Source organism: Pedobacter jaeyakensis, from assembly GCF_054461315.1.
This window is the reverse complement of record NZ_CM136921.1, coordinates 2,932,939-2,956,513: the sequence shown is the minus strand read 5'-3', so window position 1 is coordinate 2,956,513 and position 23,575 is coordinate 2,932,939. Positions and strand designations below refer to the sequence as shown.

17 protein-coding genes are annotated in these 23,575 nt (G+C 40.4%); 7 read left to right on the top strand and 10 right to left on the bottom strand.

Annotated features, from left to right (window positions below; genetic code table 11):
• Positions 1-885 carry an aldo/keto reductase gene (locus ACXZ1K_RS13220; protein WP_458970138.1) on the bottom strand — a complete coding sequence of 295 codons (885 nt, stop codon included), beginning with the start codon at positions 883-885 and terminating at the stop codon, positions 1-3.
• Positions 886-1,013: 128 nt separating this feature from the next.
• Complete coding sequence (locus tag ACXZ1K_RS13215) at positions 1,014-1,160, bottom strand: hypothetical protein (RefSeq protein ID WP_458970137.1); 147 nt, start codon at positions 1,158-1,160, stop codon at positions 1,014-1,016.
• Positions 1,161-1,250: 90 nt separating this feature from the next.
• On the opposite strand from ACXZ1K_RS13215, the gene ACXZ1K_RS13210 reads away from it, so the two are divergent.
• Positions 1,251-1,958: a class I SAM-dependent methyltransferase gene (locus ACXZ1K_RS13210; protein ID WP_458970136.1), complete on the top strand. Its 708-nt coding sequence runs from the start codon at positions 1,251-1,253 to the stop codon at positions 1,956-1,958.
• Positions 1,959-1,970: 12 nt separating this feature from the next.
• Here the strand turns inward: ACXZ1K_RS13210 and ACXZ1K_RS13205 are convergent, their stop codons facing one another.
• Entirely contained in the window at positions 1,971-2,630 is a 660-nt protein-coding gene (locus ACXZ1K_RS13205) for a PAS domain S-box protein (RefSeq protein ID WP_458970135.1), read from the bottom strand.
• A gap of 190 nt (positions 2,631-2,820) precedes the next feature.
• Between ACXZ1K_RS13205 and ACXZ1K_RS13200 the strand changes: the two genes are divergently transcribed.
• Positions 2,821-3,792 carry a family 43 glycosylhydrolase gene (locus tag ACXZ1K_RS13200; protein ID WP_458970134.1) on the top strand — a complete coding sequence of 324 codons (972 nt, stop codon included), beginning with the start codon at positions 2,821-2,823 and terminating at the stop codon, positions 3,790-3,792.
• 46 nt (positions 3,793-3,838) lie between these two features.
• On the opposite strand, the gene ACXZ1K_RS13195 is transcribed toward ACXZ1K_RS13200, so the two are convergent.
• Together ACXZ1K_RS13195 and ACXZ1K_RS13190 are read right to left on the bottom strand one after the other, a co-directional pair.
• Complete coding sequence (locus tag ACXZ1K_RS13195; RefSeq protein WP_458970133.1) at positions 3,839-5,794, bottom strand: glycoside hydrolase family 97 protein; 1,956 nt, start codon at positions 5,792-5,794, stop codon at positions 3,839-3,841.
• Positions 5,795-5,869: 75 nt separating this feature from the next.
• Positions 5,870-6,718, bottom strand: a complete 849-nt coding sequence (locus ACXZ1K_RS13190) for a sugar phosphate isomerase/epimerase family protein (protein WP_458970132.1) — start codon at positions 6,716-6,718, stop codon at positions 5,870-5,872.
• 110 nt (positions 6,719-6,828) lie between these two features.
• On the opposite strand from ACXZ1K_RS13190, the gene eat reads away from it, so the two are divergent.
• The 3 genes from eat to eutC are packed head-to-tail and all read left to right on the top strand — an operon-like array spanning position 6,829 to position 10,248.
• Positions 6,829-8,148 (top strand): ethanolamine permease, encoded by a 1,320-nt coding sequence (gene eat, locus ACXZ1K_RS13185; protein ID WP_458970131.1) that lies wholly within the window; start codon positions 6,829-6,831, stop codon positions 8,146-8,148.
• Between the two features lies 1 nt (position 8,149).
• Complete coding sequence (locus ACXZ1K_RS13180) at positions 8,150-9,538, top strand: ethanolamine ammonia-lyase subunit EutB (RefSeq protein ID WP_458970130.1); 1,389 nt, start codon at positions 8,150-8,152, stop codon at positions 9,536-9,538.
• Positions 9,526-10,248 (top strand): ethanolamine ammonia-lyase subunit EutC, encoded by a 723-nt coding sequence (eutC, locus tag ACXZ1K_RS13175; protein ID WP_458970129.1) that lies wholly within the window; start codon positions 9,526-9,528, stop codon positions 10,246-10,248. The genes ACXZ1K_RS13180 and eutC overlap by 13 nt, the downstream gene beginning before the upstream one ends.
• On the opposite strand, the gene ACXZ1K_RS13170 is transcribed toward eutC, so the two are convergent.
• On the bottom strand, positions 10,240-10,944 hold the full coding sequence (locus tag ACXZ1K_RS13170; protein ID WP_458970128.1) for a hypothetical protein: 705 nt from the start codon (positions 10,942-10,944) through the stop codon (positions 10,240-10,242). The genes eutC and ACXZ1K_RS13170 overlap by 9 nt on opposite strands.
• A gap of 172 nt (positions 10,945-11,116) precedes the next feature.
• Here ACXZ1K_RS13170 and ACXZ1K_RS13165 point away from each other — a divergent pair, with 172 nt between their 5' ends.
• Entirely contained in the window at positions 11,117-11,425 is a 309-nt protein-coding gene (locus ACXZ1K_RS13165) for an RNA recognition motif domain-containing protein (protein WP_133574708.1), read from the top strand.
• Between the two features lie 105 nt (positions 11,426-11,530).
• On the top strand, positions 11,531-12,220 hold the full coding sequence (locus ACXZ1K_RS13160; protein ID WP_458970127.1) for a lysoplasmalogenase: 690 nt from the start codon (positions 11,531-11,533) through the stop codon (positions 12,218-12,220).
• Position 12,221: 1 nt separating this feature from the next.
• Here ACXZ1K_RS13160 and pbpC read toward each other — a convergent pair whose 3' ends face one another.
• From pbpC to topA, 4 genes are all read right to left on the bottom strand, one after another.
• Positions 12,222-14,588: a penicillin-binding protein 1C gene (gene pbpC, locus ACXZ1K_RS13155; protein ID WP_458970126.1), complete on the bottom strand. Its 2,367-nt coding sequence runs from the start codon at positions 14,586-14,588 to the stop codon at positions 12,222-12,224.
• Positions 14,589-14,662: 74 nt separating this feature from the next.
• Positions 14,663-20,260 (bottom strand): alpha-2-macroglobulin family protein, encoded by a 5,598-nt coding sequence (locus tag ACXZ1K_RS13150; protein ID WP_458970125.1) that lies wholly within the window; start codon positions 20,258-20,260, stop codon positions 14,663-14,665.
• Between the two features lie 61 nt (positions 20,261-20,321).
• Positions 20,322-20,726, bottom strand: a complete 405-nt coding sequence (locus ACXZ1K_RS13145) for a hypothetical protein (protein ID WP_458970124.1) — start codon at positions 20,724-20,726, stop codon at positions 20,322-20,324.
• 6 nt (positions 20,727-20,732) lie between these two features.
• Positions 20,733-23,318, bottom strand: a complete 2,586-nt coding sequence (gene topA / locus ACXZ1K_RS13140; protein WP_458970123.1) for a type I DNA topoisomerase — start codon at positions 23,316-23,318, stop codon at positions 20,733-20,735.
• Positions 23,319-23,575: the final 257 nt, after the last annotated feature.

Genomic DNA, 23,575 nt, shown 5'->3' with positions numbered 1-23,575 from the left:
CTACGCTTCAGTTGATGAATTGTAGAGCTCGTACCAGTCTTGATGATCAAGATCAACTGAGAATGCATTTGCAGCATTTCTAATCCGTTGCTCATTCCGAGTACCCAACAAAGGAAGTGCGCCCAATTTAACCAACCAGGCTACCGCGAGAGATTCAATATCTGCGTTGTATTTTACACTAAGCTCTTCCAGCTTTTTGCGTACGGCAACTGCATGTTTATCAGTTCCTATTGCAATTCTGCCTTCGGCCAATGGGGCGTAAGCCAAGGGACGCATATAACGTTGTTTGATATAATCCAACTGACCGTTGTCCAACGCCTGGGTATTCAGCAAGTTTAATTCTATGTGATTGGTAACTATTGGTTTGGTTAAGTAGGAGGCTAGTAATTGGTGCTGGAACACCGAGAAATTAGAAACACCGATATTCTTAATCTTACCTGTCTCTTTTAATTTATCTAACGTTAGCGCAGTTTCTTCAAGGTTAGATATAGGATCAAGTCTGTCCAAAAGAAAAACATCAACGTAATCTGTTTTAAGACTTTTAAGTGATTGATCAACGCTTGATAAGATGTGAGCGGCAGAAGTATCGTAATATTTCGTTCTGATGTCTTTATTGTGAGGTCCAGGGACTTTCAAACCACACTTTGTAAATAAGACAACATCTTCTCTTTTAAATACTTTGTCGGCCATCAGTTTGCCGAATAATGCTTCCAATTGGTAAGAACCGTAACTATTACTATGTTCAAAAGTATTGATACCCAACTCAAGGCAAAGACTAACAATTTGCTTTAAATCATTTTCAGTATAAGCCTCGTCCCATCTGTAAAATCCATAAACGGCTGGCGATACTTTTACACCAGCATCACCCAGATATATTTTTTTCATCTGTTATAATTGTTTTTAATTCAAATTTATTCCGACTGTCAATTTCGGAAATCAAATACAACCTCAGTGTTGTGGAACGAAAGTAACAATAAATGGACATTGACGGCGCTTTTTTTTGGCATTAATTGTCAGATTTGATCATCAGGACCAACTTCATTTCCTTCTTCATCTATTGTCATATGTTCATCGTAATTGCTATTGGTTGATGTTTTTTTTTCGTCAGTTTTATTTTCTGAACCTTTTACTTCTTCTTTTTTGTCTTCTGGATTGATCATCGTATATTATTTTTAGTATATTTCAATAACAGTTTAAACCTTTTTTGGTTTGTTGTCGATAGTATTGTAACTCACCTTTATGTCAACATTATGAACAGTCTTAAATATCTGATTATCCTGATTTTTGTTGCTGGTCTTTGTAACGCCCAAAAGCAAACTAGCCCTTACACTACTAAAGCTCCGAGTGCTAATGGAACCGGAAAGGTATACATGGGCCGTGAGATTGCACAATTGATGGATTTTGCAGGTGTAGACTGGTTGGAGCGTAATACCAGGTCTAAGGAAGAAAATACAAATCTAACTATCGCGAAACTCCCTTTGTTGCAAAATAGTATAGTTGCCGATATTGGTGCAGGTTCAGGATTTTACAGTTTCAGAATTGCGGAAAAAGTTCCAAAAGGAAAAGTTTATGCAGTTGAAATACAGGATGATGCTCTAGTATACTTAAAGAAAAAAGCTGTTGAAAAATCTATTGGCAATGTTGTTGTTGTCAAAGGAAGTGACAAGTCAACCAATTTGCCGGAAGGCATGGTAGATTTGGCACTAATGGTTGATGTGTATCATGAACTTTTGTATCCACAGGAGGTTTTACAGTCTATTAAAAAATCCTTAAAGCCGGGTGGAAAGCTTTTGCTAATTGAATACAAAGGTGAAGACCCAGAAGTAAATATCAAAGAAGAGCATAAAATGACCGTAAAGCAGGTGCAAAAGGAGTTGGCTGCAAATGGTTTTAAGCTGATACAGAATGGTCAGTTTTTGCCTATCCAGCATTTCCTCTTATTTGAAAAAGAACAATAGCCTCAACAGGTTTTAAAGTTGGGTAGTGCTGATAATGTCTCTAATAGTCTTGTCAAGTTCGTTTGTGGAATTGGAAAGCAATCTACATAGCTCATGTTGCTCAGGTGTTAGCTTCTCTAATTTTATCAACTCAACAAGTCCCATAATCTTCGCAAGCGAAGATCGTACGTCATGCGATTGAATTCTTGCAATTTCCATTAGTTTCTTATTCTGCTGGCGAATTTTGTTCAGACTCTTTTTCTGCTTGTTATTGATTAATATCGTTTCGGTTACGTCCCGCGAGTTGGTAATTATTCCCTCGATTGCCGGGTCATCCAGCATGTTTGTTGCGGTTGTGCACAACCATCTCCATTCATTTTTGCCATTTAGAAATCTAAATGGTTTAATGGTAACCCGTTTGGCAGATTGCAGTTTTTGCATTTCACTTTGCACCCTTGTTTTGTCGTCTGGATGAATAAAATCAAGCGAGCATTCCCCCAGCATTTGACACGGATTTCTGCCAAGAAGGTGAACTACACTTTCACTAACAAATAGATAATTTCCATTTTTGTCCAATATCGAAGTGAGATCGTATCCACTGTGTATTAGTGCTTTAAACCTTCTCTCACTCTTTTCGAAATTGTGTTTAATGTCGATTAGCTCCTGAGTGTGTAATTTACTAATTTCAGTCATTTCAAATAGGAATTTGATAACAAAGCAACAATGTATCCAATATTTAGTATTAACTGCTCGTGCATTTTGTTCATTTTCAGACCATCATTTCAAGGTTTAAGGGTGGCAAGTCCATTTCATTTACGATATTCGAGGTTTTACTCCCCCATATTTTATTGATGGAGAACTATAGAAATAACTAAAGAAAGATATGGTAAATAAGCTATCGACATTTTTACTGATCTCTGCTTTAATTTCATTTAATGCTGGTGGACAGGACTTGAAATCCAATATTGGTGCTCATGATCCCGTAATGATTAAACAGGACAAAACATATTACCTGTTCTATACCGGGAACGGGATAAATGTAAGATCGTCTACGGACAGGATAAACTGGAAGGTGGAGAAGCCGATATTCGATAAAGCACCACCATGGGCAATAACTGCCGTTCCAGGTTTTAAAGGATACATCTGGGCTCCTGATATTTCCTACTATAATGGCTTATATTATCTGTACTATTCTGTTTCTACATTTGGGAGTAATAAGTCTGCCATAGGCGTAGCTACAAATCCTACTTTAAACACAAGCGATGAGATGTACCGGTGGACAGACCATGGAAAAGTCGTAGAATCTACCCCTGGAGTTACAAATTGGAACGCAATTGATCCAAATTTAATAACTGATAGTGCCGGAAAGCCCTATCTAGCCTTTGGATCGTTTTGGGATGGCTTGCAGTTATTGCCGTTATCGGCCGACAGACTGCATCTGAAAAACCCTCTGGAAGCACCAGTTTTACTAGCTAGCAGGGAAAAGGACAATGCCAAAACCAATCCCATTGAAGCCCCTTTTATATTTAAAAAAGGAAGCTATTTTTATCTATTTGCTTCAATAGATTATTGTTGCCGAGGAATGCAAAGCACTTACAAAATGATCGTTGGACGATCGAAGGCATTGCACGGGCCGTATTTAGATAAAAATGGGGTTGACATGAAGGCTGGTGGTGGAACGCTGGTTCTTGAGGGAAATAAAGAATGGTATGGGGTAGGTCATAATGCGGTATGTTCTTTTGATAAGGAGGACTACCTGATTTTCCATGGGTACGCAGCTGCAGAGGGGGGAGCTCCAAAGCTTTTGATGAGGCCCATTACCTGGATAAAGGGATGGCCGGAATGCAATCTATAAAGGCCCCATTATGGAGCCTTTATAAAATCTGGTATTGCTTTATTAATTAATTAATTACTGCAGCAAAGCCGCCATTACGGACCATTTTGATATCGAACTTATCTGCGGATGTCACTTGTCTGGTTTTTTTCCTGTAATCCATAGCCTGTCTTCCAGCATTAATTCCATCTTCAAAATAGGTCATGGTATATGTTTTTCCTTTTTCCAGGAAACTGAAATCCAACGATACTACCCGCTCTTTTTCCTTCCCATTAGCTATCCCTCCGATAAACCACTTTTCACCTTTACGCTTAGCGACTACAGCAACTTCGCCTACTTTTGCGGCTAGGGCCTTTGTTTCATCCCAGGTGGTAGGAACAGAGGTAATAAATTCTGTGCAGTCCAGGTTTCTGTAATACAATGTTGGATTATCTGCAAGCATTTGTACCGGGCTCTCAAAAACTACAAACAAAGCCATCTGATATGCCCGTGTTCCGATACTTGCCGCATTAGGTCTTTCTGCACTATAAACATCCGGTTGCATACTCAGCATCGCACCAGGAGTATAGTCCATTGGGCCCACAGCATTTCTCATGAAAGGTAGAAACAAACTGTTGTCAGGTTTGGTTCCGCCCATTTGCTCCAAACCACGTACACCTTCGTAGGATACCAGATTTGGATATTTATATTCTAAACCGGCTGGTTTAAATGCTCCATGGAAATCAACAAACACCTTATATTTTGCAGCCTCTTTTGCTACGTTTTCATAGTAATTAACCATCCATTGATCACTACGGTCCATAAAATCAATTTTAACGCCTTTGATTCCCCATTCGCTAAATGTTTTGAAAAGATCCATGTGGTTATGTACGGTAAGCCAAGTCAGCCATAAAATGATCCCTACATTTTTTTCTTTACCGTATTTAATCAGTTCATGAAGATCAACCTTTGGGTTAGGTGTGTACGGGTCCCTCGTGTCATTTGCCCATCCTTCATCCATCACGATGTATTTTAGGCCAAATTTGGCGGCAAAATCAATGTAATATTTATAAGTGTCCAGGTTATATCCTGATTCGAAATTAACATCGGGCCCGTATGGAGATGCATCATTCCACCATTCCCAGCTGGCCTGACCTGGTTTAACCCAACTTACATCTTTAAGCACGCTTGGCGAGGCCAGTTTATAGGTTAGGGTATTTTCCAACAACTGCTTATCTTCAGTGCTGATCATAAAATAACGCCATGGGAAATTACGTGTTCCAGATGTTTTAGCGATATAGTCAGCCACTTTCAAAAACTTCTGACTCCTGTCACCATCCTCGCCAAAAGCAAGTGGCACTTTAGGGAAGGTTGCTGTAATGCCGCTTCCTGTTCCTTTAAGGAATAAGCATGGGTAATCTGACAGATCAGATTCACTGATCAGGATTTTGTATTGTTTTTTCGTATCGATAAGTACAGGAAGCTCGGACATCTTTTTGTCTGCCGTCCAGTCGGCCGAATTCACCGTGCTGTAATTCTCTTCGTAAGAAGTCTTAAAGCCACCTGGCTGTTGTAGATGTAAAGTATAATCAGACGGAAAATTAAGGTTCACTTCTTCATTCATCACCTCCACGCTATCCTTCATTTTTGTAACAAAGCGATAGGCAATTCCTTCATTAAAGGCTCTAAATTCTACTGCATAATTGCCTTTGAAGTTTAGCAATAAGGAATTATAGCTGTTTTTTACAGCCGAAAACTTGACAGGGAGGTAGGGTTTAAGGATATTGTTACCCTGACTGAATTTACTACTGGCCAACTTCGGATTTATTCCAAGCGCATTATTCTTTAACATCAATGATAGGCTGTTCTTCTGCAAAAGTTCATCGGTGTCATAAAATACGGAATAGTAGATCTTATCCGCTAAATTCAATTTTACTTTAATCTTGCCATCAGGCGATTTCAGTTCCATCTGCTTTTGCGCCAATAAAGCTGGCGATAGGCAAAAGATTACAGAAAAGGTTAATAGTAATCGTGTCAAGTTCATGTGTGTGTGTTTTTGTTATGGTTTGGATAAGCGTTAAAGTTAGGAAAATTGACAATATACTTTTTGAAAAATTGATTAACTCTTTACAGCCGTCACGCCTCTAAAATAGCCAACAGATTCTGCTATACCTGCTAATGGATCTTTCATGTCCTTTTCGTATTCCAGGGCGCAAACGCCACTGTACTTAACTTTTCTCATCATTTTAACCAACGCTGGAATATCTATAACGCCACGATCCAATTCGCAAGTGGTACCTGATTTAACGGCAGCTGTTACATTTTTCAAGTGCATATCAAATATGCGACTGTTAAATTTTTTAAGATCTTCTACCGGATTTTTGCCGGCGCGGGTGTCGTGACCAATGTCAAAACAAATGCCTACACGGCTATCTAATTTGCTGATCAAATTGTAAATGCTTTCTGCGGTAGGATAGAGCTCATCTTCCGGTCCGTGATTGTGTATCGCGTAGCGAATATTGGTCTCTTTTACTTTTTGATCCACGTAGGTTAGATCTGCATGTAGAGGGATGCCGATAATCAAATCCACACCAACGCGTTTGGCGTAATCAAATGCATTATCAATTTCCTTCTTGGTTTTGGTGTAAATAGGGCCAACAGCATACCCGGTTACATTGCTCTCCTTTAATTGGGCATGAAAGGCAGCGATTTGATCAACAGTAGAGTTGAGTGGCAAATGGAAGTCTTTGATGCATAAATAATGTGCATCAACTTTCTTCATCATTACTAAGGCTTCATCCAGTTTAAAATTTACAAAACTATAACCTGCCAGTCCTAATTTGAAGGTATCCTTAGGACTTTCCATACCATTTATGGACACTCCGGCTAAAACGTCGGTAGAATTTAGAAAAGTTGCGGCGGCAATTCCCGATATACCTTGATATAAAAACTTTCTTCTTGATTTCATTGAGAATAAATATATTTTTTCTGAAAACAAGGTAAGAATATATTGTCAATGATTAAGCTATAGCTTTAAAAGCCTTATATTGTACATTATTTACATCAAACAACGGGAAATTGGAACAATCTCAAACGCAGAAATTAAGAAAAGTTTTAAATCCGGTTCATATTTGGGCTATCGCCGTTGGATTAGTAATATCAGGAGAGTATTTCGGGTGGAATTTTGGCTGGGCAGTATCTGGAACTATTGGTTTTTTAATCGCAACAGTAATCATTACCATTCTTTTTGTAACGTTTATTTTTAGTTTTACTGAATTAACCACCTCAATTCCAAATGCTGGAGGTGCTTTCGCCTATGCCCATCGTGCCATTGGTCCATATGGCGGTATCATTGCCGGATACGCCACTCTTGTAGATTTCCTTTTTGCAACACCTGCTATCGGATTTGCACTGGGAAGCTATCTGCATTTTTTATACCCGGCAATTGGGGTGATTAGTTCTGCTATGATCTTCAATGTCGCATTCATTTTGATCAACATATTAGGCGTGAAAGAATCTGCAGCCTTTTCCGTGTTTATTACAATTCTTGCAGTTGCAGAATTATTGATTTTTATGGGGATAATAGGTCCGCATTTTAAATACGCCAATTATTTGAGCAATCCCATGCCATTTGGCTGGAGTGGGGTATTTGCTGCATTACCTTTTGCAGTTTGGTTCTACCTTGCCATTGAAGGGGTGGCAATGGTAGCCGAAGAAGTCAAGGACCCTAAAAAGAACATTCCAAAAGGGTATATATCCAGTCTGGCAACCTTGGTGTTTTTGGCCTTTGGCGTGATGATACTTTCAGGAGGCATTACAGATTGGAGAATTCTCAGTAAGTTAGACTATCCATTGCCGGAGGCCATCGCCATTGTATTGGGTAAATCCAGTAATGTGACGAAGATCTTCGCGAGTATTGGATTGTTTGGTCTGATTGCTTCATTCCACGGAACCATTTTGGCATCATCGAGACAGTTATTCGCCATGGCAAGGAGTGGTTACCTACCTGCTCAATTGTCATTTGTGAGCAAGCGTTTTAAAACCCCACATGTTGCAATTTGCGCTAGCGGTGTTGTGAGCTTCATCGCATTATATACAGGAACCACCAGTCAGGTCATTATCCTCTCCGTGCTGGGCGCCGTAGTTATGTACATGATCAGCATGATCAGCTTGTTTATCCTTAGGACAAAAGAACCAGCGCTGGACCGGCCCTTTAAAGCACCATTTTATCCGGTATTTCCGGCAATTGCACTGGTCATTTCATTTGTTTGCATGGCCGCCATCATGTATTACAACTTTAACATCAGCCTCGTCTTCTTCGCTGGTTTAGCGGTAAGCTTAATCATTTTTATAACGCTGGGTAAACATAAGCAATCCATTAATATTAATCAGGAATAAGATGCCATATCAGCATACCATTCGCGGCAAAACATACAGCTTTTTAAATCTGAAAGTACTGCTGGCCAAAGCATCCCCATTTCGGACAGGGGATGCCCTTGCCGGATTAAGCGCTGACACTTACGAAGAAAGAGTTGCGGCTCAAATTACGCTGGCCGATGTGCCATTAAAGAGATTTTTGGAGGAGCTGCTCGTCCCTTATGAGGAGGATGAGGTAAGTCGATTGATCATAGATGACCATGACCATCAAGCATTCCACGCGATTTCTCATTTTACGGTCGGACAGTTTCGAGATTGGCTATTATTAAACGAAACAACCGGAAATGTTTTATCAGGTATTGCCAAGGGCATAACGCCGGAAATGGCAGCCGCTGTTTCCAAACTGATGAGGAACCAGGACTTAATTACGGTGTCTAAAAAAATTGAAGTGGTTACGAGGTTCAGGACTACAGTTGGGTTGAAAGGTCATTTCTCCACCAGATTACAGCCAAACCACCCCATAGACGATCCGAAGGGTATCGCAGCAAGCATTGTGGATGGGCTGTTGTTAGCCAGTGGTGATGCGATGATTGGTATTAATCCTGCTACAGATAATGAAACTGCCACTTTAAAGCTGTTATTATTGATAGACCGCTTAAGGGAACAATTCCAAATCCCTACACAAAGTTGTGTGTTAACCCACATAACCACAACACTGCGCCTAGTTAATAAAAACGCGCCCGTAGACTTATGCTTTCAATCTATCGCCGGTACAGAAAAGGCAAACACAAGTTTTGGTGTAAACCTGGTCTTATTGGCCGAAGCTCATGATGCAACCAAATCGCTAAAAAGGGGGACAGTTGGCAACCAGGTGATGTACTTTGAAACCGGACAAGGCAGCGAACTCTCTGCTAATGCCCACCATGGTATAGATCAGCAAACCTGTGAAGCCCGCTGCTATGCTGTAGCCAGGAAGTTTGATCCTTTTTTGGTGAATTCTGTGGTCGGTTTTATTGGACCTGAATACCTTTTTGATGGCAAGCAAATCATCAGAGCTGCACTGGAAGATCATTTTTGCGCTAAGATGCTTGGGATTCCAATGGGTGTAGACGTTTGTTATACCAACCATGCGGAAGCAGATGAAGACGATATGGATAACCTGTTGACCTTACTTGGGGTTGCCGGGTGCAATTTCATAATGGGTATTCCCGGAGCAGACGATATCATGTTAAATTATCAGTCTACTTCTTTTCATGATGCCCTTTATCTAAGAAAAGTGCTGGGCTTGCGACCGGCTCCGGAATTTGAGAGCTGGTTGGTTGCTCATGGTATATTTGATCGCAACAACGCTATTTCTGAGAGAGAAAACCATATCATGTTAAATAAATTCAATGAACAATGGCAATTCTAAATAAGGAATATACAGAAGCAAGAATTGCGCTTGGCAGATCCGGACACAGCGTAAATTTAAATGAAGCGCTTGATTTTAAACTTGCACATGCGTTTGCAAGGGACGCTGTATATTCATCCCTGGATGTAGGTTCGTTAAGATCTGAAATTGAATTATTGGGTTTAGAAGCAATAGATCTTCAAAGTGCGGCATTGGATCGAGAAACTTATTTAAAAAGACCGGACTACGGTCGTAAGCTCTCTAATAAAAGCATAGAGGAGCTAGAATCTTATCCCAGGAATTATGATGTGCTAATTTCTGTAGCAGATGGCTTGTCTGCCCCGGCCGTACAACAGCATTTTGTTCCGGTATTAAAGCTAATAGCTGATTTGTATAAACAGGCTAAACTAACGATTGCACCAGTTTGTATTGTAGAACAGGGTAGGGTTGCCATAGGAGATCCAATCGGAGAGCTTTTAGGTGCACAGCTTTCCATTATGTTCATCGGAGAAAGGCCAGGGTTGAGTTCTCCTAACAGTATGGGCTGTTACCTCACGTATCAGCCTAAAACCGGTTTGACAGATGAATCTCGTAATTGTATTTCAAACATTAGGGATAGGGGATTAAGCTATGTTGAGGCAGCTAATAAGTTGTATTACCTCAGCGTTCAGTCGCTTACCAAAAAGTTGTCGGGAACTAATCTAAAGGATGAGCAGATTGAGTTACTCTAACCACTTTATTCCAATAATATCAAAAGGATAGTTACGCTGATTAAATTTCAAAGTAAGCTCATTTCCTTTAAGACAATCTTTAGAATCTGTTTGTGAATAGTTCTTCAATTTTATTTTTAAGATCGACGGATCTGTGATATCGTAATCAAATTCAGGATTTTTCTCATAGAACATGCCTAAGCAAGTTGCACTGCTTGCATCTTTCAGGAATATGTATTTGTATTTACCAACACTTAAATCCAGATCCATCACGGCGGAAGTATTTTTATAGACCTCATGTGAAGTTAGGTATTGTTTGCCGTCTATGTCATCTTTACAAAGTATCAGGTAGTGCCCATCACTAATTTGATAGGCAGTCATCGTGAAATCACCACTATCTGTGTCAAAAGCGATCTGATTGTTTTCAAATTTCTTAAGATTTGAAAATATGTGCGCACTGTCAATATAATATGACTGAGAATCCAATTGCTGTCTTAATTTATAACGATCCGCCCTGGTCCAATCCAGTGTTTTAGTAATCGAGTCAGGCAGGATACTCAAGATAATCAGCATATCCCTATTTTTAACAGCATCTAATCTTACCGTATCAGCTCCTGAATTACTCGCAAAAAATCCTTTATTGTTACCAGATTTATTTCCGTTACAAGCTACAAATGCAAAAGCTACAAAAGCACAGAGGTAGAATAATCGTTTCATTTATAAGATTTGGTTGATGCCGCGAATATAGCAGTTTTTAAATAACCTTAAAAATTGTTTAAACATAAGCGTTTTGCGTCTGTTATAGAAGGTGATAATAATACTTATAACTGACACTAACATTGGTTTTTAAGCAAAAAATGCTTAACTTTGTGGAAATTTTTAAACATTAATGAAGATATTTATTACAGGCCTTCCTTTAGAAGTAGGGGAAGATGAATTAACAGCCGTATTTGGTGATTTCGGTCAAGTAAAATCACTTAGAATTATCAAAGATCGTGAGACTGGTCAAAGTCGTGGTTTTGGTTTTGTGGAAATGCCGGTTGATGAAGAGGCAAAAGAAGCGATCAAACGCATGAATGGCGGTGATTACAATGGTAACAGAATTAAAGTAGCGGAAGCACAAGAGAAGCCTAACACAGGTGGAGCTGGTGGTGGCGGCGGATTTAAACGCAACAACCGCACTGAGAAAAGCTACTAGTACTAGCTTTCCAGTTTTTCATTTTATACTTACTATTTGAGATATACAAAGGCATTGACCTAAGCTAAGCTTGGGCTAATGCCTTTTTATTTTTAAATTTCCCCAATGCTTAAGAGACACCTCACCTTTACTTTGCTGTGCTTGATTGTGCTCGTCGCCTATTTATTCGGCGCATATTATCATGTCGAGTTAGTTATGCGGACCATTCAGCTGTTCCTAATGGTTTTGTTAATTGCTTTTTTTGTTGTGGAAACTAAATTAAAAGGTAGGTTTCATAAACGACTGGCAATCGGCTTATTTCTGTCGATCATTGGTGATGTTTTTATGATACTTAGCTCAAAAGATAGCCATTATTCTTCTTATGGCTTTGTGGGGCTTCTGCTCTGCCACCTGTGGTATACCAGTGCTTTTTATTTAGATTTTAGATCTGCCCCGGAGCTCGATAAGAAAACTGCCAGGATAGCGCTTTTTGTTTGCGCGCTATTTAGCACCAGCTTTTTCTTTTTCCTGAGGCCACATCTCGGCAACATGAGAATACCTGTGCTATTGTTTACGCTGATTGTTAGTTTTATGGTGCTGATGGCTATCTTTAGAAACCTTCGGGTAAATAAAATAAGTTTTAAGCTTATCCTGGCAGCTGCACTTTTATTTATACTATCAGACGCTACGCTGGCTGTAAATCATTTTTTTGTGAAGATAGATCACGCAACGATCTACGTGGCAATAAGCTATTTAATTGCACAATACCTCATTGTACTTGGTGGGATTGAGCGTAAGTTAATAGCGACCGAGTAAGCTATTTATTGATCACTGTAAATACCAATGATAACCTTTCTCCATGTTCATCGACAAGGGTTAGTAAATGCCTGCCCGGAGGCGGACTAACCGCAAGTTGATGGTAATTTTGAGTGGTCGCAATGTATTCATTATCAAGGTGCCAGAAAATCTTCGCATTGTTATCTCTATGGCTAGCATTTAAAATTACTTTACCTCTGCTGCCGTCAAACTCAATTGGGATATAAACAGCCGCATTGTTCTTAGGATAGATCATTTCCATTACCCCGGTTCCTTCGCTGGTTAAGCAGCCTTGTTTAAAGGGGGGAAGTGGTTTATAATCACTATTCTTTATTTTATAATAATATTCCATTGCAGGAGGTAGTATAAACCATGGTTTGTGTACCATATCTCCAACAGATTCACATTGATCAGTCACCTGTAAAGTCCCTGTTCGGTCAAGGTGAATTAATTTATGATAAGGGCACAATATCGTTTTGTAACCAGCAGTTGAGCCTAATTGGACAAGCTTCTCTGTGCAAAATTCCCCTGCTTTGTACCCGCTTTGCTTACAGATCACCATTTTTTCCAACTTATTGAGGGGTGTTTTAAACCATGCCCCTCCAGGCAACTGCCTAAAAACATCAAACATGACAGGTGCTGCAACATCGATACCTGTTAAACTTGGCCGTCCTTCTCCATCTGCATTGCCCGCCCAAATGCAAACCAAGTATTTAGAATTCAATCCAATTGCCCAGGCATCTCTAAACCCGAAGCTCGTTCCTGTTTTCCATGCTATCCTTTGTGAGGAAGAAAACTGCTCCCATAATCCTTCTTCGCCAGGCCTCATTAATTCCTCCATTGCGTTAAACGTATTCCAAATGGAAGCGTGATCTACTATTGAAGTCGACTGATACTCGTACTGATCAAAACGCTTATCACGGTTCATCATTATGTATTCCGGATTGTCATAATCATGAGGATTATATTTGCCCCCATAATTGTTAAAATGCTTTAATGTTCTTGCCATGCCCAAATAGGCAGCGGCTAAATCCCACATGGTGACTTCACTACCACCTAGTATCAGCGATAAACCATAATGATCTGCGGGTTTATTGAGTGTAGTAAAGCCAAAGGTTTTTAATTTATCATAAAACCGCTGGTACTTATAAGACTGTAGCATTTTAACTGCCGGGATATTTAATGACCTGCTCAAGGCACGATCTGCGGGGATGGCACCGTCGTAGCCTAAGTCGTAATTCTGAGGAGCATAGCCGCCTATTTGTGTGGGAATGTCAGGGACAAGCGTTTTAGGAAGCAAAAATCCATCACTCATCATACTGGCGTACAACAAAGGCTTTAAAGTACTACCCGGACTTCTTGGCGCTCTGATCATATCAACATGACTTTCCAGTTCCTTATTTTCTGGTTGATAGATGTTACCATTATAACTCAGCACCTGTCCTGTTTCCACATCCAGAACCAATGCTGCGATGTTATTTACACCATTGGATCGGTAGCGGTTATTGTATCTTTTCAGTAATGAATTTACGGTTAACTGCAAATCAAAATTCAAGGTGGTAGTTATTCTCGGAGACACTTTTTCATTTATAGCCTTCTTGGAAGCGAATTCGCTCTTGAACCGATTAAGCAAATGAGGGGCGTATTGTGGCAGGGGCAAGGGTTGACCGGGGATGGGCTCTAACTTAGAAAGATTTGCAGTAGCAACATCAATGATTTTCAATGCTGCCAATCTATCCAACAAATCGTTTCTTTTCCTGATCAGCAATGCAGAATTTTTACCTGGACGTACCAAAGATGGGCTATTTGGGAGCACGGCCAATGTTGCCATCTCGCCCCAGGAAAGACTTTCGGCGCCTCGCCCGTAATACCGCCAGGCCGCAGCCTCAATACCTACCACATTACTTCCGAAGGGTGCGTTTTCTGCGTAAAATTTTAGAATTTCTTCTTTTGAATAACTAAGCTCAAGACGTATTGAAAGTATAGCTTCAGTTATTTTTTGCCACATCGTTCTCTTTTGCTGGCGCGATAGACGCATCACCTGCATACTTAAGGTGCTGCCTCCACTTACCACATGTCCGGCTTTTATATTCTGTCTGATGGCCCTGGCTAATGCAAAAACATCTACCCCAGGGTGTCTATAAAACCGCTGATCTTCAAATGCGATAATGCAGCTTTTGAACTTCTCCGGTACAAGTACTGCCGACGGAAAGCGCCACTGACCATCATTAGCAATTGAGGCGCTCAACAATTGTCCGTCTGAGGACTCCAAAACAAAAGATACGGGCGTATCAAACAACTTCCCTGGGAGTATAAACAAAAACCAGATAAATAATACCAAACAAATCAGATCTGTTAGGAACAACATTTCTCCAACCTTTATCCGACTCCCCCTAGGCTTCATTCGATTCCCTATCATCAACGTATGGCCAAGGCTTTAAACTATTTAATAACCTGTACCCATTTACCTGGCTTCGTAGCACTGATGTTGTTGTTATACATGGCTTCGCATTGCACGTTAGATAAATAATATCTACCGATGTAGGCCGCATTCAATAACACCTTGTATACCACGGTTTCATTCTCTCTGAGGTTGAAATAGGTGAGTACCCTATCATCCCTAACATTTCTGTAAGTATATGGAGATGAGGCCAAAGCGTTCTCATTGTCATTTATCCTGGTGTTGATAATTTCCCAGCCAGACGGAAATATTTGGGTAAGCGCCATTTGTTCGTAATAACCCATCTTTCCGGGATTTTTAATGGTCACCTCTGCATAAAAATCTAGTCCCTGTTTCAATGTGGAAGGATCTATCTCTTTGCCGTTAAGCAGTTTGTAGCTAACGCCCATCACCAATGCATTGGTGTTGTCTGGCAACAAGTTATTTTGTCCGGCAACTGGCTGTCCCTGTAAGATTAACCTTGCAAACAATATACGGTTACTTGTATTTTGTACCGATACACCACCTTTAAATGATAACGGTGTACTACTTACAAATTGCTTAGTATTATTGCTTCCAGATTTACCATCAATAACATACTTGTATTTTAATCCTGAGGCTGCATTTCCTTTCCCGCAATATTTGGCAATCGCAAGAATGCTATAAGCTGTTGTTTGAGTACTGTACCAACTGTCTTTTCCTAAACTGGCAGCTACCAATTGCATTTGCTGGAATGCAGCTTCATTTTTACCCAATAGTACTAATGCTTCCAAAATCATAGCTTCGTCCCTTAGTGAAGATCCATATGTTCCCCCTAACTGATCGTAAGGTTTTACTGCAAGAGGTAGTCCTTTTATCAAGCCAAGCGCTGCATTGTTCTGCCCGGCAAGCTGATAAGCTATTGCCAAACGCCATTTTGCTGTTGTTGACAAATATTGGAAACCTCTTAATCTGTTCATCGCCGCTATATCTGGCTTTTTGGCTAAAGCCAATACATATAAGCGATAAGCCTGTGCAAGATCTCCACCGTAGAAATTATCCGAATTTGGCGCCCATGAACTCGCCTTGCGTTTCAAATATCCCAGCAATTCGTTGATCATTCCTACAGGTAGGGTATATCCCGCGCTCTGAGCCTCAATAAGAAAATGTCCTGCATAACTAGAACCCCAATCGTCCGATTTCCCCTCACCAGGCCAATAACTTAATCCACCATCCGGAGTTTGGAATCCTTTCAATTTGTTAATTCCTGATTTGATATTTCCTTCCGTTAAGGCTTTATCTTGCTCACTTAACAGCGCTATCTGACCTAAAAACAATTGCGGAAATACAGATGAGGTGGTTTGCTCCACACATCCATGCGGGTACTGAATCAAATAGCTCAACCTTTTCTTTAAATTAATAGGAGGGATGGTTGATAATTCCAAAGTACCGGAGTTGGTGCCTGCCATACCGATAGGCGCATATTTTGCTGACCAGCTTTTTCCGGGTTGCAATGCAGCTGATATCACATTAGTTATAAACGGATTTGGATTTCTGATGTCAATTTCTGCATTATAAATCGCCTTTTCAGATCCACTTTGTGCAGTAACCTGTATTCTTCCAACACCGGCCAAGTCAGGTGCTTTGATCTGGAAATAAGCCAACTGTTCTCCTGGCACCTTATATTGTAGGCTTTGTTTAGACGACCCAATTACCTGAAGATTCTTTGCTTGTAGTTGGACCGCAACATTGTTTACACCGGCAATGGTTGAGAAAATGGTAACTGGGAGCGTAAAGGTCTCACCAGGTCCAATAACCCTTGGCAGTGTTGCTAAAAGCATGAGCGGTTTTTTAACCTGTACAGATTTTTCTGCAAATCCGTAGGCGCCATCTTGCCCGGCAACAACCATCGCCCGCACCGCACCAATGTATTGCGGAAGCTTAAATTTATGTACTCTTTTTTCACCCTTTGCTAATGCAAATGGACCCAAATATTTAACCACTGGCACAAATCTGTTGGCCTTGGCAGGACTCAGGTTCCTGTTGATGGACCCATCACCACCAATGCTTAAAATCCGTTCCAAGTTACCACCCCAAGCTCCAAGAACGTTGTCAAACAAATCCCATGTTTTTACACCTAAACCCTCACGTGCATAAAAAACGGAATGAGGATCAGGAGTTTTAAATCTTGTCAGGTCAAGCAAACCTTCATCTACCAAAGCGACCGAATAAGTCATGGCTTTACCATTCTGCTCAGCGACAGATAAACTTGTCTCAGTTTCGGGCCTGATTTGATCTGCAATGCCTATAACGGGCTTTAAGATGGTTTCCGGATCTTCCACAAGAATAGGGATAGCTCCATACATTCTAATTGGCAGATCATTGACTGTTTGTGCATGCGGCTGCAGTAAAGTAACATTAGCAAATATATTTGGTGTCATTTCAGGCTCCGCCTTGAACTTGAACTGCGTTTGTCCGGGTTTTGTATCCGTCCAAAATGTTTTGACTACCTTGCTGCCATTCTCAATGGATATGAGTGCTTTCCCGCCCTTACCTGAGGGAATAGTTAAGATTACATCTTCACCAACTTTGTAGCTCTTCTTATCAGAAGTAAACGACAGCATCGAGGCCTCAGTCGGATTGGACCCCAACTCACGTTGTGCCCAACCTGGCCAATCGATATAGACAGATTTACCGGTAACATGTCCTCCGTTTAAGCCCCTTACCAGGATTAAATAACGACCCCATTCCGGTTCATCTATCCTTAAGTTCCATTTACCTTTACCATTTATTAGGTTTACCTGAACCTTACTAATCAATTTGTTATATGAGTTCTGTGTAAAGTTGGCAAAAGAATTTTCATTGTCTTGTTCCCACCACCATCGCCATTGAACTTTGTACAATTCAACCTCAACGGTACGGTTTCCGTTTAACAATTTGCCATCGCGATTTACATTTACCAAGTCAACCTGGTGGTCTTTTCCAGTAAGCAACATCCCGCTTAATCGTTCACCATCGGGTGTTTTAATTCCAAGATAATCGGAATAAACATGGTATGGAACGCTAAAATTATCGATGCTAAAGTTACCGCCGGCTTCAAATACCCTGGTGGTAAAGTTAGCTTTCAGCATGCCCGGTGCCGAATTGTTGTCGTTCAAATTGGTACTTACCTTCGCTTTACCAGTTTCATCAAGTTTGCCTTCAAAAATATTCTTAAGTTGCGACTCGAATACTACTGTGGGATTATCAAACTCATAAGCTTCGAAACCTTTAAACGTAGTTTTCATGGTATTGAGGTTCACATCAACTTTGGCATTTAAGTTTTTACCAGGAGCACCAAATAACCAATTGGCAGTAACCGTAGCAAATGAATTTGCACCCAATCCCAGATAACTGGCATTACCGATGTCGAAGTTAATTTTCAGCCGGTTGGGCATAATGGTTTCTATTTTTATTGTCTTAGTAAAGACAGAGCCACCAGCCTTAACCTTAGCTGTCCAATTGCCTGTTGGAGAATTGACCTCAGTCTTTGTTTTGAAGGCATAAAAGCCATTCAATGGATTCGCAATGATATTTCTTTTAATGAGTTGTCCCTGAGGGTTATAAAGTTCAAATGTTACCGGGTAGGCATCAGGTAATTTTTTTAGCCGGTCTTCCAAAATAAAGGAAAGGAACAAGGAATCACCTGGGCGCCATACACCACGCTCGCCATAGATAAAGCCTTTTAATCCATTCTGAACCACGTCTCCACCCACATCAAACCTGCTGAGTGGAAGAGAACCTCCATCGTCCAATTTCAGATAACCACGTTCTTTACCATTTTTGGCAATAAGCAAAAATGGTCTTCTTTTCAGATCTATTTTAACCATACCATCGGCATCAGTTACTACCTGACTAATTAATTGTCTCTGGTAGTCTAACAGATCAACAGTAATGCTGCTCATCGGCTTTGCGGTAAGTAAGTCGGTAGCCACAATGAGCATACTGTTGTCATTTCCTCGTTTAGCGATCAAGCCTATATTGGAAACCATGACATTCCGGTTGGCCCATCTTTCACTGGTATAATAGGATGGAGTACATGGATTGTCCCGGTCTTCCCATCTGTAACCTCCTGAATAATAGCTGTTGTATCTATTCCAGAAATCATCATCCTCATCTATTTTTTCCCCATAACGCTCATATTCTTCTTCATCAACAGCACTCTGATTGGCAACCTGTCCTTTTTCATTGCTGTCATCAGCACACTTGTAAATGTTATATGATCTACGGAAACCAATGGTGATCCTGTACATCGCACCTAGTTCTGTTTTCAGTAACTTGTCCAGGTCCAGGGTAAAACGATTCTTCTTATGCAGGTTTAAAGCTTTGTCCTCATCCAATCTAATTGTTTTCTCTACCACCGGCTTCGCCACTCGGCGAAGTTCATTTCCATCTTTATAACCGTTTGATTGAAAGAATTGGGGGATATTGTCCTCATAAATCTTCACAACGGTAACATCAACAGCTTTTAAATTAACTGCTTCAAAGGGAAGTACAAGTTTACCAGAATTAGGCAGTATCGTTCCACTTCCTGCTATTGTTACTGACGGCAACTTCTTTTCAAACATCACATTTGCTGTTATACCGGCCTCCATCTTTTTAGTACGCAAATTTTCAATACCCGCACTTGCAGTAACTGCGTAGTTTCCTTCCAAAGTTTCTGCTGAATACACCTTAACCTGACTCCTGTCGATTGTGTACCTCAAATCCGACAGTGAACCCACTGTAATCATACCAGTAAGATCTTGAGAAACACTTACCGGCTCAGAAAACTGTACCAAAACATAATCTTCATTATCCTGAATTGCTTTTACATCCAAAACACGAAAAACATCCAAAGCCGGAACGGTGATTTCTATTTCACCTTTGTCGTCAGCCCCAAGTTCGGTGCCTGTCCATTTCAATGTGAGTTTGTTATCCGACTTCGTTTTTTTGATACTATCTATTACGAACGTAGAAACTTTATTTGTCGGATCATGCTGCCACTTGATCTTCAGTTTTTGTGAAAAATCTGCAGAAAGGGTTTTCTCCAATAATTTTGGATCTTCCTCATCAGCAGTGCTCAGTTCACCACTCAATTTCATATAATCAAAAGAGGTGCTATTTTGTGACACTAGTCCATTTTGCGATAAATGGATTCCTGGTTTGATCACTTTAAATTCGAAGTCGAACTTTTCTAATCCGTCTTCTACAGTGGTTACTTTATCAAGATGAAAAGTAGCCTCATAATTTTGATCAGACTCCATATCATGATCTGGCCTGAATTCAACCGTTTGTGCATCAATCCAATAGGACTTACCGCTTAAAGAAGGAGAAAAACTAAATAGGTCGCGGTTATCAGGTATACCAACAGCTGATAGGGTTTTGGCCTGAGCTGCCAGATGTATTCTTATATAACTTTTTTTAGAGACTGTGCCAGAGGTAAAGGCTTCAATATATTTGGCATACTGCTGATTGTAACCAGCAGTCTTCTTTGGTTTCATTAAAATAAAAAAAGCAGCCACGGCCAGTGCGAGAACAAGTGCACCAAAAATTAATGCGGTTTTGTTTTTTTGAGGAGAGGGGGTTTTTGGGGATTCCATACGTAATTTATAACAATAAGATGCGTATGAAAATTAGGAAAAAAGCACGAGAGTGCAAGGTTTATTTTATCATCACTCCAGGCTTATTGATAAATGGTATCCTGATGAGGTTCTCATCAACAATACTCTCAGGCAGGAAGATAAATTTCTTATCGAATATAACGCCATCGATGTAATAACTGAGCCAATACTCATTGGTCAGGCCAAATACCTCAGTGTCAATAGCTTCTACACCAGCAAATTCGTGCGACTTCACATCACCCACAAAATGGCGTAAAATGGAAGTTTTTACCATTTTTCCGTCTTTTTCGCCATAGCCTTTAGAACTGATTAATACATTATCAATTTGCGTTTCTTTGAAGTTGACCACATATACTGTCCAGTTTTTTACTTCCGGCGTTTCGTTAATCAACACAACTGCAATTGCAACATCCTCTACAATATTATCAGGAAGGTCTTTCTTCATAAGCGCTTACTTTTTAGCCGCAACTTTCTTTTTCGCTGGAGCTTTCTTAGCTGCAGTCACTGCTTTTTTAACAGGAGCTTTCTTCTTCTTAGGCTCAAAAGCAGCCGGAATTTGTTCTACAATCAGCTTTTTAACATCGTCCAGACTAAGTGAAGCCAATTCTTCGGGTGTATATTTGTCATTGCTTGCCGGATTTTTACGGAGTTTTAACATCTCCTTACCAAATCTGATAAAGGGTCCCCATCTGCCGTTCTCAATAGCAATTTTTTCGCTTTCCCAAATTTGAATAAAACGGTTCGCTTCTTTTTCAAGTTTCTTCTCAATCAGCTCTTCAATATCACTCTGCTTCAGATTGTCGAAATTGTAGGCTTTAGGAACATTTATAAATAGGTCATTCCATTTTATGAATGGACCAAACCTGCCTGTACCTTTGGTTACGCCAAGCTCTTTATAATGTGCAATTGGTGCATCCGCAGTGATTTTTTCTGAAATGATTTCAATTGCTCTCTCTCTGTTTATGGTTAAAGGGTCTTCGTTTTTTGGAACAGAGATATAGGCATCGCCCCATTTTACATATGGTCCAAACCGACCAACACCTACTGAAACTTCTTTTCCTTCGTAATCATCCAATTGGAATGGCAATTTAAACTGCTCCAATGCGTCTTCTAATGACACGGTAGCAACAGTTTGCGACTTTGCTAAACTAGCATACCTTGGCTTATCATTCTCGTCGTCACTCAGTTCCCCAATCTGTACAAGCGGGCCATAACGACCAACTTTTACATAGACATTTTTGCCTGAAACAGGATCTATACCCAGCAAACGTTCACCATTGGCACGATCTGCGTTTTCCAAAGTACTCTCAACTTCAATATGAAAAGGAGTGTAGAAGGAGTGGAGCATTTTTGTCCATTCCTGTAAGCCTTGTGCGATCTCATCAAATTCCTTTTCTACGTTTGCCGTAAAATTGAAATCAACAATTCCCTTGAAATGCTCAACCAGGAAATCGTTCACTACTTCACCGATATCGGTTGGAAACAATTTTCCTTTCTCTGCACCAGTAATCTCTGTTTTTACTTGTTTGGTAACTTGACCATTCGCCAACACTATTGAAGTGAAAGCGCGTTGTCTGCCATCGCGTTCTTCTTTAACAACATATCCGCGGTTTTGGATGGTTGAAATTGTTGGCGCATAAGTAGACGGCCTTCCAATTCCCAGTTCCTCAAGCTTTTTGACCAAACTGGCCTCAGTATATCTTGCAGGAGGTCTTGAAAAACGCTCCGTAGCACTCATTTCCCTGATGAATAATTCCTGACCTTTAGCCAAAGGAGGAAGCATACTGTTGCCATCCGCATCTTCGATGTCCTCATCATCACTCGATTCCAGGTACACCTTTAAGAACCCATCAAATTTTAGTACTTCACCTTCTGCTATCAAATTCTCTTTTCGGGTACTGATGCCAATCTGTGCAGTGGTTTTTTCAAATAAAGCTTCGCTCATTTGAGAAGCGATCGCCCGTTTCCATATCAAATCATAAAGGCGTTGCTCCGAACTGTCGCCCGGTACGGTATGATGGTTAAAATAGGTTGGTCTAATGGCTTCGTGAGCTTCCTGTGCACCTGCCGACTTAGTTTTATAAATTCTTAAGTGATGGTATTTTTCTCCCCAGGCCGATTTAATCTCTGCTGCTGCTGCCTGTAATGCTGTTTCAGATAGGTTAACAGAATCAGTTCTCATGTAGGTAATTCTACCACTTTCATACAAACGCTGAGCAATCTGCATCGTTCTGGAAACAGAATAACCCAACTTCCTGGAAGCTTCTTGTTGAAGCGTGGAAGTCGTAAAAGGTGCAGCAGGGTTCCTTTTTGCAGGTTTTGTTTCAAGTGAGCTCACATTAAAGCCAGCACTGATACAATCCTGAAGAAATTTTTCTGCGTCAGCTTCTTTATCGAAACGATGTGGAAGTTCTGCTTTGACCAATTCCTTTCCTTTTCCGGTTAAGAATTGAGCGGTTATTTTAAATGCAGCAACTGCGTTGAACTTATTTACCTCACGCTCACGATCTACTATAAGACGCACAGCAACAGACTGTACACGTCCTGCGGATAGTGAGGGTTTGATTTTCTTCCATAAAACAGGAGATAGTTCAAATCCTACTAAACGGTCTAACACACGCCTTGCTTGCTGGGCATGTACCAAATTATAATCTATAGTGCGTGGCTGATCAATTGCCTTTAAGATGGCAGGCTTGGTAATCTCGTGAAAAACAATTCTTTTAGTTTTAGCTTCTTTGAGTCCTAATGTTTCGTACAGGTGCCAGCTAATGGCTTCTCCCTCACGGTCCTCATCTGATGCGAGCCAAACCATTTCTGCATCCTTGGCTAGTTTTTTTAATTCAGCAACAACCTGCTTTTTATCGGCAGGAACTTCGTATGTCTGACTGAAATTATTAGCGATATCGATCCCCATATCTCCTTTAACCAAGTCGCGGATGTGTCCGTAACTAGATTTAACAAGGAAATCTTTTCCCAAATACCCTTCTATTGTTTTTGCCTTTGCGGGTGACTCAACTATCAGTAAATTCTTCGCCATTCAGAACGTTTTTCTGCAAATAAAGCTATAAATAAGGCTAAAATCAAAATCAATCATTAATTTAATACGAATTATTTTTCAAAACACCTAATTTTCAGGTCAATTATAATGGCATAAAATTGTACTTAATGCGATGCACCTTAGGTCTTTGCAATGACCAAGGCTCCCGCTTGTGGAAGCTTTTTTCTAGATCTATCCCAGATAAGTCTCGTTTAAGGTACTTTTATTGGGAGAAGTAGGGGAGAAAGTAGGGAAGT

Coding starts and splice junctions, on each gene's coding strand:
- ACXZ1K_RS13220 (WP_458970138.1), bottom strand. CDS start 885: ATGAAAAAAATATATCTGGGTGATGCTGGTGTAAAAGTATCGCCAGCC.
- ACXZ1K_RS13215 (WP_458970137.1), bottom strand. CDS start 1,160: ATGATCAATCCAGAAGACAAAAAAGAAGAAGTAAAAGGTTCAGAAAAT.
- ACXZ1K_RS13210 (WP_458970136.1), top strand. CDS start 1,251: ATGAACAGTCTTAAATATCTGATTATCCTGATTTTTGTTGCTGGTCTT.
- ACXZ1K_RS13205 (WP_458970135.1), bottom strand. CDS start 2,630: ATGACTGAAATTAGTAAATTACACACTCAGGAGCTAATCGACATTAAA.
- ACXZ1K_RS13200 (WP_458970134.1), top strand. CDS start 2,821: ATGGTAAATAAGCTATCGACATTTTTACTGATCTCTGCTTTAATTTCA.
- ACXZ1K_RS13195 (WP_458970133.1), bottom strand. CDS start 5,794: ATGAACTTGACACGATTACTATTAACCTTTTCTGTAATCTTTTGCCTA.
- ACXZ1K_RS13190 (WP_458970132.1), bottom strand. CDS start 6,718: ATGAAATCAAGAAGAAAGTTTTTATATCAAGGTATATCGGGAATTGCC.
- ACXZ1K_RS13180 (WP_458970130.1), top strand. CDS start 8,150: ATGCCATATCAGCATACCATTCGCGGCAAAACATACAGCTTTTTAAAT.
- eutC (WP_458970129.1), top strand. CDS start 9,526: ATGGCAATTCTAAATAAGGAATATACAGAAGCAAGAATTGCGCTTGGC.
- ACXZ1K_RS13170 (WP_458970128.1), bottom strand. CDS start 10,944: ATGAAACGATTATTCTACCTCTGTGCTTTTGTAGCTTTTGCATTTGTA.
- ACXZ1K_RS13165 (WP_133574708.1), top strand. CDS start 11,117: ATGAAGATATTTATTACAGGCCTTCCTTTAGAAGTAGGGGAAGATGAA.
- ACXZ1K_RS13160 (WP_458970127.1), top strand. CDS start 11,531: ATGCTTAAGAGACACCTCACCTTTACTTTGCTGTGCTTGATTGTGCTC.
- pbpC (WP_458970126.1), bottom strand. CDS start 14,588: ATGTTGTTCCTAACAGATCTGATTTGTTTGGTATTATTTATCTGGTTT.
- ACXZ1K_RS13150 (WP_458970125.1), bottom strand. CDS start 20,260: ATGGAATCCCCAAAAACCCCCTCTCCTCAAAAAAACAAAACCGCATTA.
- ACXZ1K_RS13145 (WP_458970124.1), bottom strand. CDS start 20,726: ATGAAGAAAGACCTTCCTGATAATATTGTAGAGGATGTTGCAATTGCA.
- topA (WP_458970123.1), bottom strand. CDS start 23,318: ATGGCGAAGAATTTACTGATAGTTGAGTCACCCGCAAAGGCAAAAACA.